This window comes from Shinella lacus, assembly GCF_010994755.1.
GTDB classification, from domain to species: Bacteria; Pseudomonadota; Alphaproteobacteria; order Rhizobiales; family Rhizobiaceae; genus Shinella; species Shinella lacus.
The window spans coordinates 441,928-458,924 of sequence record NZ_WHSB02000005.1; the positions used below are offsets into that span (position 1 = coordinate 441,928).

General features: G+C 63.8%; 19 protein-coding genes. 12 read left to right on the forward strand and 7 right to left on the reverse strand.

The window, feature by feature from the left end; translation table 11 throughout:
* Positions 1 to 118: 118 nt before the first annotated feature.
* The 7 genes from GB927_RS16660 to deoA are packed head-to-tail and all read left to right on the forward strand — an operon-like array spanning position 119 to position 7,048.
* Positions 119 to 1,654, forward strand: coding sequence for an ABC transporter ATP-binding protein (locus GB927_RS16660; protein WP_256118297.1), 1,536 nt, complete (start codon positions 119 to 121; stop codon positions 1,652 to 1,654).
* A complete protein-coding gene (locus tag GB927_RS16665; protein WP_256118298.1) occupies positions 1,651 to 2,784 on the forward strand; it encodes an ABC transporter permease in 1,134 nt (377 codons plus the stop codon). The genes GB927_RS16660 and GB927_RS16665 overlap by 4 nt, the downstream gene beginning before the upstream one ends.
* A gap of 5 nt (positions 2,785 to 2,789) precedes the next feature.
* Complete coding sequence (locus GB927_RS16670; RefSeq protein WP_256118299.1) at positions 2,790 to 3,761, forward strand: ABC transporter permease; 972 nt, start codon at positions 2,790 to 2,792, stop codon at positions 3,759 to 3,761.
* A 3-nt stretch (positions 3,762 to 3,764) separates the two neighbouring features.
* Positions 3,765 to 4,157, forward strand: a complete 393-nt coding sequence (locus GB927_RS16675) for a cytidine deaminase (protein WP_256118300.1) — start codon at positions 3,765 to 3,767, stop codon at positions 4,155 to 4,157.
* Positions 4,154 to 4,966 carry a purine-nucleoside phosphorylase gene (locus tag GB927_RS16680; protein WP_256118301.1) on the forward strand — a complete coding sequence of 271 codons (813 nt, stop codon included), beginning with the start codon at positions 4,154 to 4,156 and terminating at the stop codon, positions 4,964 to 4,966. The genes GB927_RS16675 and GB927_RS16680 overlap by 4 nt, the downstream gene beginning before the upstream one ends.
* Positions 4,959 to 5,732 (forward strand): deoxyribose-phosphate aldolase, encoded by a 774-nt coding sequence (deoC, locus tag GB927_RS16685; RefSeq protein ID WP_256118302.1) that lies wholly within the window; start codon positions 4,959 to 4,961, stop codon positions 5,730 to 5,732. The genes GB927_RS16680 and deoC overlap by 8 nt, the downstream gene beginning before the upstream one ends.
* Positions 5,733 to 5,734: 2 nt before the next feature.
* A complete protein-coding gene (deoA, locus tag GB927_RS16690; protein WP_256118303.1) occupies positions 5,735 to 7,048 on the forward strand; it encodes a thymidine phosphorylase in 1,314 nt (437 codons plus the stop codon).
* Here the strand turns inward: deoA and GB927_RS16695 are convergent.
* The 7 genes from GB927_RS16695 to GB927_RS16725 form a co-directional block, all read right to left on the reverse strand.
* Positions 7,038 to 7,574 carry a TIGR02281 family clan AA aspartic protease gene (locus GB927_RS16695; RefSeq protein ID WP_256118304.1) on the reverse strand — a complete coding sequence of 179 codons (537 nt, stop codon included), beginning with the start codon at positions 7,572 to 7,574 and terminating at the stop codon, positions 7,038 to 7,040. The two genes, deoA and GB927_RS16695, sit on opposite strands and share 11 nt — an antisense overlap.
* A 260-nt stretch (positions 7,575 to 7,834) precedes the next feature.
* Complete coding sequence (upp, locus tag GB927_RS16700) at positions 7,835 to 8,464, reverse strand: uracil phosphoribosyltransferase (RefSeq protein WP_256118305.1); 630 nt, start codon at positions 8,462 to 8,464, stop codon at positions 7,835 to 7,837.
* Positions 8,465 to 8,569: 105 nt separating this feature from the next.
* Entirely contained in the window at positions 8,570 to 9,526 is a 957-nt protein-coding gene (locus tag GB927_RS16705) for an adenosine deaminase (RefSeq protein ID WP_305111720.1), read from the reverse strand.
* A gap of 8 nt (positions 9,527 to 9,534) precedes the next feature.
* Positions 9,535 to 10,764 carry a phosphopentomutase gene (locus GB927_RS16710; RefSeq protein ID WP_256118307.1) on the reverse strand — a complete coding sequence of 410 codons (1,230 nt, stop codon included), beginning with the start codon at positions 10,762 to 10,764 and terminating at the stop codon, positions 9,535 to 9,537.
* A 112-nt stretch (positions 10,765 to 10,876) separates the two neighbouring features.
* Complete coding sequence (locus GB927_RS16715; RefSeq protein WP_256118308.1) at positions 10,877 to 11,443, reverse strand: TadE/TadG family type IV pilus assembly protein; 567 nt, start codon at positions 11,441 to 11,443, stop codon at positions 10,877 to 10,879.
* Complete coding sequence (locus tag GB927_RS16720) at positions 11,440 to 12,027, reverse strand: TadE/TadG family type IV pilus assembly protein (RefSeq protein ID WP_439655501.1); 588 nt, start codon at positions 12,025 to 12,027, stop codon at positions 11,440 to 11,442. The genes GB927_RS16715 and GB927_RS16720 overlap by 4 nt, the downstream gene beginning before the upstream one ends.
* Before the next feature lie 123 nt (positions 12,028 to 12,150).
* On the reverse strand, positions 12,151 to 12,504 hold the full coding sequence (locus GB927_RS16725; protein ID WP_256118369.1) for a pilus assembly protein N-terminal domain-containing protein: 354 nt from the start codon (positions 12,502 to 12,504) through the stop codon (positions 12,151 to 12,153).
* 385 nt (positions 12,505 to 12,889) lie between these two features.
* Here GB927_RS16725 and GB927_RS16730 point away from each other — a divergent pair, with 385 nt between their 5' ends.
* The 5 genes from GB927_RS16730 to GB927_RS16750 all read left to right on the forward strand — a co-directional run bounded on the left by GB927_RS16730 (position 12,890) and on the right by GB927_RS16750 (position 16,978).
* Complete coding sequence (locus GB927_RS16730) at positions 12,890 to 13,078, forward strand: Flp family type IVb pilin (RefSeq protein ID WP_256118310.1); 189 nt, start codon at positions 12,890 to 12,892, stop codon at positions 13,076 to 13,078.
* A 119-nt stretch (positions 13,079 to 13,197) separates the two neighbouring features.
* Positions 13,198 to 13,710, forward strand: a complete 513-nt coding sequence (locus tag GB927_RS16735) for an A24 family peptidase (RefSeq protein ID WP_256118311.1) — start codon at positions 13,198 to 13,200, stop codon at positions 13,708 to 13,710.
* Between the two features lie 184 nt (positions 13,711 to 13,894).
* A complete protein-coding gene (gene cpaB, locus GB927_RS16740; RefSeq protein ID WP_256118312.1) occupies positions 13,895 to 14,701 on the forward strand; it encodes a Flp pilus assembly protein CpaB in 807 nt (268 codons plus the stop codon).
* Complete coding sequence (locus tag GB927_RS16745) at positions 14,673 to 16,256, forward strand: type II and III secretion system protein family protein (protein WP_305111659.1); 1,584 nt, start codon at positions 14,673 to 14,675, stop codon at positions 16,254 to 16,256. Before cpaB ends, GB927_RS16745 begins: the two co-directional genes overlap by 29 nt.
* Positions 16,257 to 16,267: 11 nt before the next feature.
* Positions 16,268 to 16,978, forward strand: coding sequence for a CpaD family pilus assembly protein (locus tag GB927_RS16750; RefSeq protein WP_439655502.1), 711 nt, complete (start codon positions 16,268 to 16,270; stop codon positions 16,976 to 16,978).
* Positions 16,979 to 16,997 lie beyond the last annotated feature (19 nt).

Genomic DNA, 16,997 nt, shown 5'->3' on the forward strand with positions numbered 1-16,997 from the left:
TATAGCGAGCGCAGCATCAACCCGCAATCAGGCTGGACAAGCACGGCGGAAGCAACAAGACTAAGACCGATCGGCCGGGAGGCCTGTCGGCCCTAAATCCCCGTAAGAGTGGATCGTCATGAGCGAATTGGCAATCGAACTGAAGGGCATCGACAAGAGCTTCGGCCTCGTCCACGCCAACCGGAACATCAACCTGAAGGTCCGCAAGGGCACCATTCACGGTATCATCGGCGAAAACGGCGCCGGCAAATCCACCCTCATGTCGATCCTCTACGGCTTCTACCAGGCCGACCACGGCGACATCGTGATCGACGGCAAGACGGTCAATATTCGTGATCCGAATGCCGCCATCGCCGCTGGCATCGGCATGGTGCACCAGCACTTCATGCTGGTCGAGAATTTCACCGTGCTGGAAAACATCATGCTCGGCGCGGAAGAGAGCCAGATCCTCAATGCCGGCATCACCAAGGCGCGGGCCGAGCTGAAGCGGCTCGAAAAGGAATATGCGCTGGAGGTCGATCCGGACGCTGTGATCGAGGAACTGCCGGTCGGCATCCAGCAGCGCGTGGAAATCCTGAAGGCGCTCTACCGCCGGGCCGATATCCTCATTCTCGACGAGCCGACGGGTGTTTTGACGCCGCCCGAGGCCGACCACCTGTTTCGCATCCTCGGCCAGTTGAAGGACGAGGGCAAAACGGTCCTGCTCATAACCCACAAGCTGCGCGAGATCATGGCGATCACCGACGAGGTCTCCGTCATGCGCCGCGGCGAGATGGTGGCGACGCGCACGACGAAGGACACCTCCGTCGAGGAACTGGCCGAGCTGATGGTCGGCCGCCGCGTGCTGCTGCGCGTGGAAAAGGGGGAGGCGAAACCAGCGGACGTCAAATTCTCCGTCAAGAACCTGACGGTGCGCGACAGCCGCGGCGTGACCATGGTCGACGACGTGTCCTTCGATATCCGCGCCGGCGAGATCGTCGGTATTGCAGGCGTTGCCGGCAACGGCCAATCGGAACTGCTGGAGGCGATTTCCGGCATCCGCCGCGCCAAATCCGGCACGGTGCTGCTCAACGGCAGCCCGATCGACGTTACCGGCAATGCCGACCCGGCAGAGCTGCGCAAGCGCGGCCTGGCGCATGTGCCGGAGGACCGCCACCATGTCGGCCTCGTCCTGAAATTCGAGGAAAGCGAAAACGCCATCCTTGGCTATCACGACGACCCGAAATACCGCAAAGGCCTGCTGCTCGATGTGGACGCCATCCGCGCCGATGCGGAGGAGAAGATCGCGGCCTATGACATCCGCCCGCCGAATCCGCGGTTGAAAACCGCCAATTTCTCTGGCGGCAACCAGCAGAAGATCGTGCTGGCGCGCGAGATGGAGCGCAATCCCGACGTGCTGATCATCGGCCAGCCGACGCGCGGCGTCGATGTCGGCGCCATCGAATTCATCCACAAGCGCATCATCGAGATGCGCGACCAGGGCAAGGCCGTGCTGCTCGTCTCGGTGGAGCTGGACGAGATCCGCGCGCTCTCCGACCGCATCCTGGTGATGTTCGCCGGCCGCGTCGTCGGCGAGCGCCTGCCGGATGCCACCGAAGGAGAGCTTGGCCTGTTGATGGCCGGTGTGGAAGGCCGGAAGGAGGCCGCGGAATGAGTGTTCCTTACGCGAAACTGCCGGCCTGGGCCGAATATGGCCTGATCCCGCTCGTCAACCTCGCCGTCGCCTTCCTGATTTCCGGCCTCGTCGTGCTCATCGTCGGCGAGAGCCCGCTGGAAGCCGCCTATCACATGATCAACGGCGCCTTCGGACGCGGCGAATATATCGGCTTCACGCTCTACTACACGACGACCTTCATCTTCACCGGCCTTGCGGTGGCGGTCGCGTTCCATTGCGGCCTGTTCAACATCGGCGGCGAAGGCCAGGCCTATATCGGCGGCATCGGCGTGGCGCTTGCCTGTCTCTCCTTCGACCGCGTGCTGCCCTGGTATCTCCTCTTCCCGATCGCCATTCTCGGCGCAGCGCTCTTCGGCGCGCTTTGGGCGATGATCCCCGGCTGGCTGCAGGCCAAGCGCGGCAGCCATATCGTCATCACGACGATCATGTTCAACTTCATCGCCGCCAGCCTGATGAACTACCTGCTCAACCGGGTGTTCAAGCCGCTCGGCTCCATGTCGCTCGAAACCCGCACCTTCGAGGCGGGCGGCCAGCTGCCGAAACTCGACTGGCTGATGTCGATCTTCGGCCTTTCCGTCGGCTCCGCACCGTTCAACATTTCCTTCCTGCTGGCGCTGGTTGCCGCCTTCGGCGTCTGGGTGCTGATCTGGCGCACGCGGCTCGGCTACGAGATGCGCACGATGGGCCATAGTCCCGCGGCCGCGCGCTACGCCGGTATCAAGGAAGCCCGCATCATCGTCATCGCCATGATGATCTCCGGCGGGCTTGCCGGCATGATGGCGCTCAACCCGATCATGGGCGAGCAGTTCCGCATGCAGCTCGATTTCGTGCAGGGTGCCGGCTTCGTCGGCATTGCGGTGGCGCTGATGGGGCGCTCGCATCCCGCGGGCATCATTCCGGCAGCACTGCTCTTCGGCATGCTCTACCAGGGCGGGGCGGAAATCTCCTTCGAGATGCCCTCCATTTCGCGCGACATGATCGTCATCATCCAGGGCCTCGTCATCCTGTTTGCCGGCGCGCTGGAGCACATGTTCCGCCCGACCATCACGCGGGTCGTGCTGGCGCTTTCGCCGAAAACCCGCGACGTCGCCGCCACCAAGGGAGCCTGAGCGCCATGGAATTCTTCCAGACCTTCATCGAGCTCGCCCAGTCGACGGTGCGCGTCTCGACGCCGCTGATCCTCGCCGCCCTTGCCGGCCTTTTTACCGAACGCGCCGGCGTCTTCGACATCGGCCTTGAGGGCAAGATGCTCGGCGCCGCCTTCGCCGCCGGCACCGTCGCCTATCTCACGCAATCCGTGACCATGGGCCTGCTCGCCGCCGTGCTCGTCTCCGTGCTGCTCTCGCTGGTGCACGGCTACGCCTCGATCACCCAGCGCGGCAGCCAGATCGTCTCCGGCGTCGCGATCAACTTCGTCGTCGCGGGCTCCACCGTCATCCTCGGCGAGGCCTGGTTCCGCCAGGGCGGGCGCACCCCGGCGCTCACCGAAGACGGCCGCTTCGGCAGGATCACCCTGCCCTTCGCGGATGCCGTGCGCGAAGTGCCAATCCTCGGGCCGCTCTATTCCGGCCTGCTCTCCGGCCATTCGCCGCTGACCTACCTCGCCTTCCTGATGGTGCCGGCAAGCTGGTGGATCCTTTACCGTACCCGCTTCGGCCTGCGCCTGCGCGCCGTCGGCGAGAACCCCGGCGCGGTCGATACCGCCGGCATTTCGGTGATCTGGCTGCGCTACCGCGCCGTCATCTGCTGCGGCATCCTGTGCGGCATTGCTGGCGCCTACCTGTCGCTTTCAGCGAACGCCGGCTTCACCAAGGGCATGACGGCGGGCAAGGGTTATATCGCGCTCGCCGCGCTGATCTTCGCCAAGTGGCGGCCGAAGAACATCCTGTTCGCCTGCCTGCTCTTCGGCTTCCTCGATGCCTTCGCCATCCGCTACCAGGGTTACGCCTTCCCGCTGATCGGCAAGGTGCCGGTACAGTTCATGCAGGCGCTGCCCTATATCCTGACCGTGATCCTGCTTGCAGGCTTCATCGGCAAGGCCATTCCGCCGAAGGCCGGCGGCGTGCCCTACGTCAAGGAGCGATAAAACATGTCCCACGACCTCTTCGAGGCGGCGCGCGCGGCGATGGCCTTCGCGCATGCGCCCTATTCCAAATTCCCCGTCGGCGCGGCCATCCGCGCCGAGGACGGCAAGATCTATGCCGGCGCCAATATCGAGAACCTGTCCTTCCCCCAGGGCTGGTGCGCCGAGCCGACCGCGATCAGCCAGATGATCATGGCCGGCAACAAGAAGATCGTCGAAATGGCGGTCATTGCGGAAAAACTGCCGCTCTGCCCGCCCTGCGGCGGCTGCCGCCAGAAGATCGCGGAATTCGCGACAGCGAAAACGCCGATCTATCTGTGCGACGAGACCGGCGTGAAGAAGACCATGACCATGGAAGAGCTCCTGCCGCATGGTTTTGCCACGAACGTGATCGGATGAGCGCGCACACGACAGAACTGCTGCGCGCCCGCCTCGGCGGCGTGCTGCCGCGTTATGGCATCGTGCTCGGCTCGGGGCTCGGCTCTCTGGTGGAAGCGGTGGCAAACCCGCTGCACATTCCCTATTCGGACCTGCCCAGCTTCCCGGTCAGCTCTGTCTCCGGCCATGCCGGCGAGATGGTCATCGGCTATCTCGGCGAGGTCCCGGTCATCATGCTTTCCGGCCGCGTGCACTATTATGAACGCGGCGATGCCAATGCCATGCGCACGCCCATCGAAGTGCTGAAAGGGCTTGGCGTCACCTCGCTGATCCTCACCAATTCGGCGGGCTCGCTGCGTGAAGACATGCCGCCCGGCTCGGTGATGCGGATTTCCGACCACATCAATTTTTCGGGCAGCAATCCGCTGATCGGCATCGAGAGCGACGACCGTTTCGTCGGCATGACCAATGCCTATGATGCCGGGCTTGCCGCCCGCATGGAAGCGGCGGCGCAGAAACTCGGCATCCCGTTGTCGAGCGGCGTCTATATGTGGTTCTCAGGCCCGAATTTCGAAACGCCGGCGGAAATCCGCATGGCCCGGGTTTTCGGCGCCGACGCCGTCGGCATGTCGACCGTGCCGGAAGTGCTGATCGCGCGCCATCTCGGCCTCAATGTCGCCGCCGCCTCGGTCATCACCAATTTCGGCGCCGGCATGACGGGCGGCGAACTCAGCCATCACGAAACCAAGGACATGGCCCCGATCGGCGGAAAGCGGCTTGCCGCTATCCTTGCGGAAATGATCGCGGGCGGAGGCAATGAAAATGCATGAGGACGACACCAAGGCGATCGCGCGACAGGCGCTGTCCCTGCTCGACCTGACGGACCTCAACGACGACAGCAATGCGGCGGCCATCGAGAAGCTCTGCGCCCAGGCGCAGACACCCTTCGGCAACACGGCCGCCATCTGCATCTGGCCGCGTTTCGTGGCTCAGGCCCGCGGCATTCTCGGCAAAGGCCATGCGGTGAAGATCGCGACCGTGGTCAACTTCCCCGCCGGAGACCTGGCGGTTGCCGAGGTGATCGCCGAGACGAAGCAGGCAATTGCCGACGGCGCCGACGAGATCGACCTCGTCATCCCCTATCGCGATTTCATTATCGGCGACGAAGCGGCAGTGGTGGAGATGGTGGAAGCCGTGAAAGCGGCCTGCGCGCCGCCGATCGTTCTCAAGACAATCCTGGAAACCGGCGCGCTGAAAGACCCGGCGCTGATCCGCGAGGCCTCCGATCTCGCGATTGCCGCAGGCGCGGATTTTATCAAGACCTCGACCGGCAAGTTTGCCGTCAACGCCACCCTGCAAGCTGCCGAGATCATGCTGAATGCCATCAAGGCCAGCGGCAAGCCGGTCGGTTTCAAGCCGGCGGGCGGCGTGCGCATAGTCGCCGATGCCGGTGACTATCTGGCACTTGCCGCCGCAATCCTCGGCGAAGGCTGGGCAACGCCCAAGACCTTCCGCTTCGGCGCGTCCGGCCTGCTCGGCGATATCCTGGCCACGCTCGGCGGCCAGCCCGCGCCGGCCGCGCCCGCGAGCTACTGAAGATGCTCCCGCAGGAGACGATCCGTCGAAAGCGCAACGGCGAGCCCCTCGCCCCTGAAGACATCGCCCGCTTCATGGCCGGCGTGACGGATGGCAGCGTCTCCGAGGGACAGGTGGCGGCCTTCGCCATGGCCATCTGGTTCAACGGCATGGCGCGCGAGGAGACCGTGGCGCTGACGCTGGCCATGCGCGATTCGGGTGACGTGCTCGACTGGTCGGACATCGACCGGCCGATCGCCGACAAACATTCGACCGGCGGCGTCGGCGACAATGTCTCGCTGATGCTGGCTCCGATCGCCGCCGCCTGCGGGCTCGCCGTGCCGATGATCTCCGGCCGCGGCCTCGGCCATACCGGCGGCACGCTCGACAAGCTGGAATCGATCCCCGGCTACACGATCATGCCCTCCGCGGACCTCTTCCGCCGCACGGTGAAGGACGTCGGTTGCGCGATCATCGGCCAGACCGCCGACCTCGCGCCCGCCGACAAGCGCGTCTACGCGATCCGCGACGTCACCGCGACGGTCGATTCCGTGCCACTGATCACCGCCTCCATCCTTTCCAAGAAGCTGGCAGCAGGCCTGCAATCGCTGGTGCTCGACGTGAAGGTCGGCAACGGCGCCTTCATGGCGGACGCGGCGGAAGCCGAAACGCTCGCCCGCTCGCTGGTCGCGGTGGCGAATGGCGCAGGCGTCAAAACCTCCGCCCTCATCACCGACATGAACCAGCCGCTGGCGGACGCCGCCGGCAATACCGTCGAGATCGCCAATTGCATCGCCTTCCTGAAAGGCGAGAAGGCCGGCACGCGGCTGGAACGCAACGTGCTCGCCTTCGCCGCGGAAATGCTGGTGCTTTCCGGGGTGGAGCGGGACCCGGCTGCGGCCGAAAGGAAGGCCGCCCAGGCGCTCGCCAGCGGCGCGGCCGCAGAGATTTTCGGGCGCATGGTGCATGCGCTCGGCGGCCCCGCCGACCTGCTGGGGAAGCCCGCGACTTACCTTTCGACCGCCCCGGTCATCCGCCCGGTCCTGGCATCGGAAGCCGGCTATCTGGTTTCCTGCGATACGCGCGGCGTGGGCATGGCGGTCATCGAGCTTGGTGGCGGGCGCAGCCGGCCGGACGACACGATCGACCACCGCGTCGGCTTCGATCGGCTGTTGCCGCTCGGCACGAAGGTGGAAAAAGGCGACGAGATTGGCCGCGTGCACGCCATGAATGAGACGGATGCCGCGCGCGGCGCCGAGCGGCTTGCCGGGCTTTACCGGATCGCGCCGCAAGCGCCTGCGGCGTCTCCCGATATTCTGACGCGCATCAGCGCGTGAGGTGCAGCCTGCCGTCTTCGACGCGGTAGGAGGACAGGCCCTTCAGGAAGCTCATGCCGATCAGCGTGCCGGAGAGCGCCTTGTCTTCCAGCACCATGGCGCCGATGTTTTCCATGCGCACCGGACCGATCTCGATCCGGTCGAGGCGGATATAGGCGGCGCGCGCCTTGCCGTTCGCGGTATCGACGGCATAGCGGAAATCGAGGTCGGACCGGGCGATGCCGATGCGCTGGGCCGTCGAGACGTTGATGGCGACCATGCTGGCGCCGGTATCGACCATGCCCTCTTCCTTGCGGCCGTTGATGGCGAAGAGGCCGGTGAAATGGCCGTTCGGATCCGCATCGATCACCGCACTGCGATTGCCGGTATAACGCGCCGCACCCTGCCCCGTCTGCACGGCCGCCGTCTCGACCTTTGCGGCGGGTTTGTCGCCGGTTGATACGAGATAGCGGGTCGCGACGTCGGGCACGAAGGCCGCGGTGACAATCACGGCACCGGTGACAAAAGCGAGGCTGCGGACGGACATGGACGGGTCTCCGGAAGATCTGTCCCGAAATAACACGCATCCGGCTAACGGACGGCAAAAGGGGCGCCCGACGGCGCCCCTCTCCACGATCTTCGTTCGGCTTGGTAAATGGCAGGTTAAATGCCTTTGCAGCACCCTCGCCACCCCTCAAGTCATCCTCGGGCTTGACCCAAGGATCCACGTAGCGGGCGTACCATGGATGGTCGGGTCAAGCCCGACCATCACGGAGGAGAGGGCAGAGGCTCTGTCCGGTCAGTCGCTCACTTCGTGCCGTACATGCGGTCGCCCGCATCGCCGAGGCCGGGCACGATGTAGCCCTTCTCGTTGAGCTGGCGGTCGATGGAGGCCGTGTAGACCGGCACGTCCGGATGGTGCGCGCGAAAACTCTTGATGCCTTCGGGGGCGGCCAGCAGGCAGAGGAAGCGGATGTTCGTTGCGCCGCGGCTCTTCAGCGTGTCGATGGCGGCGATGGCCGAATTGCCGGTCGCCAGCATCGGATCAACCACGATGACGAGGCGTTCGTCGATGCTGTCGGGCGCCTTGAAGAAATATTCGACCGCTTCCAGCGTCTCGTGGTCGCGATAGACGCCGATATGGGAGACGCGGGCCGAGGGCACCAGCTCCAGCATACCTTCCAGCAGACCGTTGCCGGCGCGCAGGATGGAGGCGAAGACGAGCTTCTTGCCTTCCAGAACCGGTGCGTCGATCACCTCCAACGGCGTCTCGATACGCTGGGTGGTCAGTTCCAGGTCGCGCGTGACTTCGTAGCAGAGCAGCGTGGAGATCTCGCGCAGCAGGCGACGGAAGCTGCCGGTCGAGGTTTCCTTCTTGCGCATGATGGTCAGCTTGTGCTGCACGAGCGGGTGATCGATGACTGTGACGCCGTCCATGGCCAACCTTCCCAAATTGAGTAAACGCCTCTTTTTCCACGGAACGGCGGAGGGCCGCAAGAGAAGAGAGCCGGCCGCGGGCAACATCCCCAGCCGGAACAGGCCTCAAAGCTTCGCCAACAGCCACTGCCGCGTCGGCTCGTCCACAAAGGCCGCCTCGATGCCGGTACGCGTCATGCCGAGGATTTCCGCCTCGCTGAAGCCCATGATCGTCGCGGCGACCTCGTATTCGCGGGCAAGCGATGTGTGGAAGAAAGGCGGATCGTCGGAATTGAGCGTGACGCGCACGCCGGCCTCGTGAAGTGCCCGCAGCGGGTGGCTCTCGAAATCCGGAAAGACATTCAGCGCGACATTCGAGCCCGGGCAGACTTCCAGCACGACGCCCTCGTCCGCCAGCCGCTTGACCAGATCCGCATCCTCGATGGCGCGCACGCCGTGGCTGATGCGGGCGGGGCGAATGTGATCGAGCGCGTCGCGTACGCTGAAGGCACCGGAGAGTTCACCGGCGTGGATGGTGATGCCGAGGCCGGCGTCGCGGGCGATATCGAAGGCATGGGTGAAATCGGCGACGCGGTGCATGCGCTCCTCGCCGGCCAGATTGAAGCCGGTAATCAGTGGATGCGGCCGGCGCGCGGCATATTCGGCCGCCTTCACCACCCGTTCCGGCCCGAAATGGCGGATACCGACGATCAGGAGGCGCGTCTCGATGCCGGTCTTCGCCTTGGCGCGCTCGGCGCCCTCGGCAAGGCCGCGCACATAGGCGTCGGCGCCGATGCCGACGGCGTCGCCCTGGTCGGGCGAGACGATCAGCTCGCTGTAGATGGCGCCCGCTTCGGCGATTTCGGTGAGGTAGGTTTCGGCGAGCAGCGCATAATCCTCCTCGTCGCGAAACAGGTTGGCGGTCGCATCATAGCTTTGTACGAAGCTGGTGAAATCCTGCCAGGCATATTCGCCATTGCGGATGAAGGCGGAGGTGTCGACGCCGTAGCGTTCGGCCTGGGCAAGCGCCAGGGCCGGCGGGGTGGCGCCTTCGATATGGCAGTGCAGCTCCGCCTTGGGCATGGTCTTCGTCACAAAAAGCTCCTTCCGTGCGGACCCGGCGCAATGCCGAGGTGACGGGCAATACTCTCGCCGATATCGGCGAAGGTCGCGCGGGTTTCAAGCAGGCGCGAGCGGATGCCCGGGCCGAAACTCATGATCGGCACGCGCTCGCGCGTATGATCCGTGCCGCGCCAGGTGGGGTCGCAGCCGTGGTCGGCCGTGAGGATGACGATGTCGCCGGGTTTCAGCTTGCGGTCGACCTCCGGCAGGCGCCGATCGAAGGCTTCCAGCGCCGCCGCATAACCGGCGACGTCGCGGCGGTGGCCGTAGAGCATGTCGAAATCGACGAAATTGGTGAAGACGAGGTCGCCGTCCTCCGCCTCGTCCATCACGCCGAGCGTGGCGTCGAGCAGGGCCATGTTGCCGTTCGCCTTGGTGAGCTTGCCGATGCCCTGGTGGGCGAAGATATCACCGATCTTGCCGACGGCGCGCACCGTGCGGCCGGCCTCGCTCAGCCGGTCGAGCAGCGTCGGCTCCGGCGGCAGGACGGAATAGTCGCGGCGGTTGCCGGTACGCTCGAAGGTCTCCGGCGTTTCGCCGACGAAGGGCCGCGCGATGACCCGACCGATCCGCCCGCCCGGCCGCTCGTCGAGGACTTTTCGCACGGTCTCGCAGAAAGCCAACAGACGGTCGAGGCCGAAATAGCGCTCGTGGGCAGCGACCTGGAAAACGGAGTCGGAGGAGGTGTAGCAGATCGGCCGGCCGGTGCTGGCGTGCTCCCAGCCGTGGCGGGCAATGATATCCGTGCCCGAGGCGTGGCAATTGCCGAGAATGCCCGGCACATCGCCTGCCGCGCAGATGGCTTTCACCAACTCGGGCTCGAAAGCATCGCCTTCGGCCGGAAAGTAGCCCCAGTCGAAGATGACGGGCGTGCCGGCGATCTCCCAATGGCCCGACGGCGTGTCCTTGCCGTTCGAAACCTCGCTTGCCGCGCCATGGAGGCCGAAGACGCGCGGCGGCACGTCCATGCCCGGCGGAAAACGGCCCGTTGCGGCACGGGCGGCATGCAGCAGGCCGAGCGCCGACATGTTGGGAAGCTTCAGCGGCCCCTGCCGCAGCCCCGGCCGGTCAGCAACGCCCGCCGCGCAGAATTCGGCGATATGGCCGAGCGTATCGGCACCGAGATCGCCGAAAGCCGCCGCATCTGGGCCGCCGCCGATGCCGAAGGAATCGAGAACGAAGAGGAAGGCTCGCGCCATGGAATCACCTGTCGTCGGTCCGTGTCCGCCTTCTGAAGAGCGGATGAACTGACTGACATGACACGGGCGTCATGGACGGTTCAAGCGAAATCGGCAGGGCGCGCGGCCGCGCTCAGCAGTCGGGGCAGCTGATCGAAGAGCCCTGGCGCAGGCCGAAATAGCTCGTCTTGCTGAGCGTGATATTGTTAAGCTTTGCGGAGAGGTTCGGTGCCATGAGGAGGATCTTGTGCGGTACGCCCAGTTCGGTGCGCACGAAGAATAGGCTCTTGGCGCCTTCTATATGGCTCGGCAGGACCACGGCGGTGCCCTTGACATAGGGTTGCCCTTTGCTCTGGTCCCGCGACCAGGCGACCGTTGCCTTGCCATCCGCATCAATGGTGACGCCGGTGATCTTCAGGGTGTAACCGGTGGCCTGCGGGAAGGGCGCGATCACGCTTGCAGTTACGTCCTTCATCGTGTCCAACACCGCGGCATTGGTCGAACCGTTCTGTGTCACCAGGTCGGAAACGGTGCTGGCCGCGCGACTGACCTTGCGCGACAGGGTGAAACCGACGGTGATTTCGAAAGCGCTGACATAGGCCATGATCATCAGCGGGGCGACGATCGCGAATTCGATGGCTCCGACACCACGCCGATCCTCGACGAAACGACGCAGCCTGAGGAGGATGCCGCGCTTCATGGGTAGTCCTCATTCTGCACAACGGCTGTCGCGATCATCAGGTAGTTCTGGCGAGTGCCATCAGCCCCGCGAAAATTTGAGACATAGGGGCGGATGACGTCCGTCACTATATCCCAGCGATAATAAGCGCGTATCAAGTTGATGGAGCGCTTGCCGCCTGGCAAAAACTTGTTGGCCGCATTGAGCTCTGCGATCGTCTTCGGGACGGTTTTCGGAATGTCCGAATAGGTTGCGAAACTTTGCACCTGAATGAACAGTTTGTCCGCTTTTTTGAGCTCGCCGGCCGAGCAGGGCATCAGGATCGAGATTTCGGCGCAGAAGGTCTTGCGGAAGTCCTCCTCGCTCATGGTTGAACGGATTTCGCCGGTCCTGATCTTGCGCGCCATCGTGTCAGTGGCGCCGGCGAGGAGCTGCTCTGCGGAAAAGGCGATGAAGGTCTCGAGCGAGGCGAAGACGATCATGAAGAACGGAAGGCTGAGAATTGCTATTTCCATTGCCGTCGCGCCATCGCGACCGGCAAGGAAACGGCCGAACAGACCCTTCATCGGCCTCCGGCGGGTGGTTGCATCATGATCGAGCGACATCGCGATCCGTTCCCAGATATTGGACACGGCGAGATTAGGTGACAGACCGTTTATATTTCGTGTGTGTGGAGCCGAAGAATTGAACGGTTTCCCGCATTTGGACGCCCGAAACGGGACGCGCCGTCAGCCGCCCGAATTGGTCCTGGCGACATGCTCCTCACAATTTGGCGTGCAGGAGAGAACGGAGCGGTCGGTCTGGCGGAAGACGCGCACCGTATTGCCTTCGTCGATCGAGACGAGGATGCGCTCGTCGACGATGGCATTGCCGTCCGCATCAAGCAGGACGAGGTTAGTGGTTCCGAAGTTGCGGCCGGTGAGCACGATCGTCTGCGCATCCGCCACCGTGGCGTCGGCGACGTCAGCGTTGCCGATGATCACCTTGCTGACCGGGCGGTCGAGCTTGAGCACGCGAGCATGATCCATGTAGACGCGCATCAGCGGCTCTTCGGCAAACGCGGAAGAAGCGACCGTCGACATGATAACAATTGCGGCTGTCGCAAGCTTTGCGGCTGCTACGGCGAAGGTCCAGTCGCGTCCCATAAACATTCATCCCGGTAAGAAAACAGGGATAGCATCGCCGTGAATGGTGAACGAAGGTTTAAACCGGTCGCTAGGCTTGTCGATTTATGAATCCGCCCGGCAAACCGGATCTGAGTCCAACCGGCGGATCGTTCTAGGGAATCCGCGCGCGTAAGGGGATTTAACCAATTGGTCACCCTATTTCCCGCAGGCAGGCGCTAACCTATTGTTAACCCATTTCTTTAAGCCGATGGAAATGGCCGACCTGTAGGTTGCAATCATCCGAACAACGGAAACAGTTGGCGGACGTGCTGAACCAACATCGTGGAGCTAGGAGAATACCATGACCAAGACTTTCGCTCGCTTTATGAAAGACGAATCGGGTGCAACTGCCATCGAATACGGCCTGATCGCTGCCCTGATTTCCGTTGCTCTCATCACCGGCGCTACCGCGCTGGGCAACTCGCTCAACTCCACCTTCAGCAAGCTGGGTGGCAAGCTGACGAACGCCGTGGACAAGACCGCGCCGTAAGCTGAAGCGGCATCACTGCCCTTGTCTGGAAAGCCGCCCCCAAAAGGCGGCTTTCCGTTTTCCAGACGTTATCCTTTCCGAAACGGATCCAGCGTATTCTTCGCCAAAAGGAGAGAAGCGTGACCCAGGCCATCATCTTCGTGGTATTTCCGCTCTGCCTTGCGCTCGCGGCCGTTTCCGATTTCCTGACCATGCTTATCCCCAACAGGGCTTCGGCGATCCTGCTTGCCGCCTTCATCATCGTGGCGCCGCTGGCAGGCCTCGGCCTGACGGACATCGCGATGCATCTGGCCGCCGGCCTTATTGTCTTTGCCGTTTGCTTCACGCTGTTCGCCTTCAACGTTATGGGTGGCGGCGATGCGAAGCTTCTGACGGCGAGTGCCGTGTGGTTCGGCCTGACCTTTTCGCTTGTCGAATACCTGATCTACGTTTCCATCTTCGGCGGGTTCCTCACTTTCGCGATCCTGGCATTGCGTTCGAACACGAACCTGATCCTGGCCACTGGCCTGCCCATTCCCAACCATCTCCTCAAGGCGACGAAAGTCCCCTACGGCATCGCGATCGGGATTGGTGCGTTTGCCGCCTATCCGACGTCGCCGCTGATGCTTGCTGCCCTCGGCGGCGCCGGCTGATAGCTCTGCCTTTCCATAGGGAACATGCGCCACCCCGGGTTGAAACGCCCGGGGCGAAGCCGTTCCAGCAGATGGCGGCGTCAACCCGTCGTTAACCATAGCCGTAAGGCAGCTATTAACCATAATTATACCATTGCCGGTCAATGTGGGCGGATAGAACTGTCCGCAGCCCCAGGGAATCCACATGAGACCGGCGCGAATCATCATTCTGGCAGTGGCCGTCGTTTCGGCCGGCGTCGCAGGCCTCCTGGCCTTGCAGATCGCCGGCGGCGGCACGCCCGCCCTGCCCGAGGCCGTCGTCGAGCGCGAGCCGACGATCAACGTGCTTGTGGCGAAGGAAAGCCTGCCGGTCGGCGCACGCCTTAATCCGGAAATACTCGCTTGGACGGCATGGCCGGAAAGCTCGGTGGTCGAAGGATTCATCACCGACCAGAACCGGCCCGACGCGATGGAGACGCTCAACGGTGCGGTCGTGCGCCTGCCGGTGTTCAATGGTGAACCGATCCGCCAGGAGAAGATCGCCGACTCGAGCAATCGCATCATGTCGTCGCTGCTTCCCTCCGGTAAGCGCGCCGTCGCAACAGAAATCTCTGTGGCAACGGGTGCAGGCGGTTTCATCCTGCCGAACGACCGCGTCGACGTGATCATGGTGCGCAAAAGCGCCGAAGGCTCGTACATCACCGAGACCGTGCTGGCGAACGTGCGCGTGCTCGCCATCGACCAGCAGATCCAGGAAAACGAGGACGGCTCGAAGGCCGCCATCGGCACCACCGCTACACTCGAACTCACCCCCGACCAGACCAAGGTGATTGCCGTCGCCCAGCAGATGGCAGAGCGCCTGTCGCTGGCGCTGCGCAGCGTGGCGGACGCCCAGGAGCCCGATACAGGTGCGGCCGACTACCTGCTCAGCGGCGGCGACGGCATGCCGATCATCCAGGTGATCAAGACCGGTGAAATCGTCAATGGCGGTTCGCCCGCGACACAGAAGTGACCAGGAGCTGACCGTGTTTGGAATCGCAAAAACTTTTCGAGCTTCCGTCGCGGGTGGACTGAGTTTCTGCCTGGCGTTTTCCGGCATGCCGGGCCTCGAGGGCGCGGGCGTCGCGACCGCGCAAGCATCGACCGCGTCGGTCATCCGCATTACCAGCAGCGGCCCCGGTGCCCGCAAGTCTGTAAAGCTCGGCCTCAACAAGGCAATCGTCGTCGATCTGCCGACCGACGCGCACGACATTCTTGTCGCGGATCCGGTCAAGGCGGACGCCGTCACCCGCACGTCGCGCCGCATCTATCTCTTCGGCAAGGAAGTTGGCCAGACCAACATCTTTATCTTTGGGCCGGGTGGCGAGGAGATCGTCAGCATCGACCTGAATGTCGAGCGCGACATCGACGGCCTGCAGGCGAACCTGCGCCGCTTCATCCCCGACTCCGACATCGAAGTCGAGATCATCTCGGACAATATCGTGCTGAACGGCACGGTGCGCACGCCACAGGATGCCGCGCAGGCGACGCGTCTTGCGGAAATCTTCCTGAAGGGCGGCGAGGCCACGACCCGCACGATCGTCTCCCAGGGCAACAACGGCGATTCCGCGATCTTCGGCGAAGCGCGCCGCAGCTCGCAGGTCGTCAACATGCTGAAGATCGATGGCGAGGACCAGGTCACGCTGAAGATTACCGTGGCGGAAGTCAGCCGCCAGGTGCTGAAGCAGCTCGGCTTCAACGGCTCCGTCCAGGGATCGAACGGCGGCATATCGTTCCGCAACCCGACCAATCTCGGCGGCGCGGCCGACTGGGTCTCCAACGGCGTTGCCAGCGGCACGCTTGGCGGCCTGTCGCTTGCCGGCAGCATGAGCGCCATGGAACAGGCCGGCGTCATGCGCACGCTTGCCGAACCAAGCCTCACGGCCATTTCCGGCGAGGAGGCGAGATTCTATGTCGGCGGCGAGTTCCGCCTTCCGACCGAACAATCGATCGACGTCGACGAAGAAACCGGCAAAGCGACGGTCGGTCGCACCATCGATCAGGTCGAATACGGCATCCGTCTAAACTTCCGCCCTGTCGTGCTGTCGCCTGGCCGCATCAGCCTGAAGATTGAGACCGAGGTGTCGGAACCGACCTTTGAAGGATCGGCGACATCTATCGCCAACAGCAACATTCCCGGCCTGACCGTGCTCGGCATCCGCCGCCGTGAGGCTTCCACCAGCGTCGAACTGCCGTCGGGCGGCTCCATCGTCATCGCCGGCCTCGTCAAGGACGACATCCGCCAGGCGGTTTCGGGTCTGCCGGGCCTCTCGAAGATCCCGATCTTCGGCACCCTGTTCCGCTCGAAGGATTTCGTGCGCAACGAGACGGAAATGGTCATCATCGCGACGCCCTATCTCGTGCGGCCTGTAGCGCGCAACGCGCTCTCGCGTCCGGATGACAATTTCAACGCCACTAACGACGCGGCAAGCTTCTTCCTCGGCAAGGTGAACAAGATCTACGGCCGCAAGGAAGAGGCGATGCCCTCGGGCAATTACCACGGCTCCATCGGCTTCATCTACAAGTGACGGGACGGAAGATGCGCGACAACAATAGCCAGATCCGACTTCCCGCAAGGAACCGCACCATGCACAAGCCGATGCGCGCTGCGCTTGCAGCGACCTTCATTCTCTCGGCCGCGGCCCTTTCCGGCTGTGGTGCGCGCCCGGACCGGTCCACGACGGGGTCGATCCCGGACGATTACCGCACGCGCCATCCGATCGTGCTGTCCGAGACCGCGCAGACCATGGACATTCCGATCGCCACCGGCGACCGGGCGCTGACGGTCGCCATGCGTGACAACATCCGCGGTTTCGCCGCCGACCATCTCGCCAAGTCGCGCAGCGCCGTGCAAATCATGCTGCCGGCCGGATCGGCGAATGCGGCCACGGCCGACCACTTGCGCAAGGATATCCGCGCGACCCTCGTCGGCGCCGGCTTGAAACGCGACCAGCTGATCGAGACGCGTTACGATGCCAGCGGCTACGGCTCGTCTGCGCCGATCCGCCTTGCCTTCTTCGCCATCACGGCCAAGGCTGGCCCCTGCGGTGAATGGCCAGAAGATCTCGTCGTTAACACGATGGAAAACCGCAACTACCATAATTTCGGCTGCGCCTCGCAAGCCAACCTTGCTGCCCAGATCGCGAACCCGATGGATCTTCTCCAGCCGCGCGGCATGACCCCGATCGACGCCGAGCAGCGTTACGTGGTCATCCAGGACTATCGCGCCGGAGAAAGCAGCGCGGACTAACGACGGTGGAACGGCCACT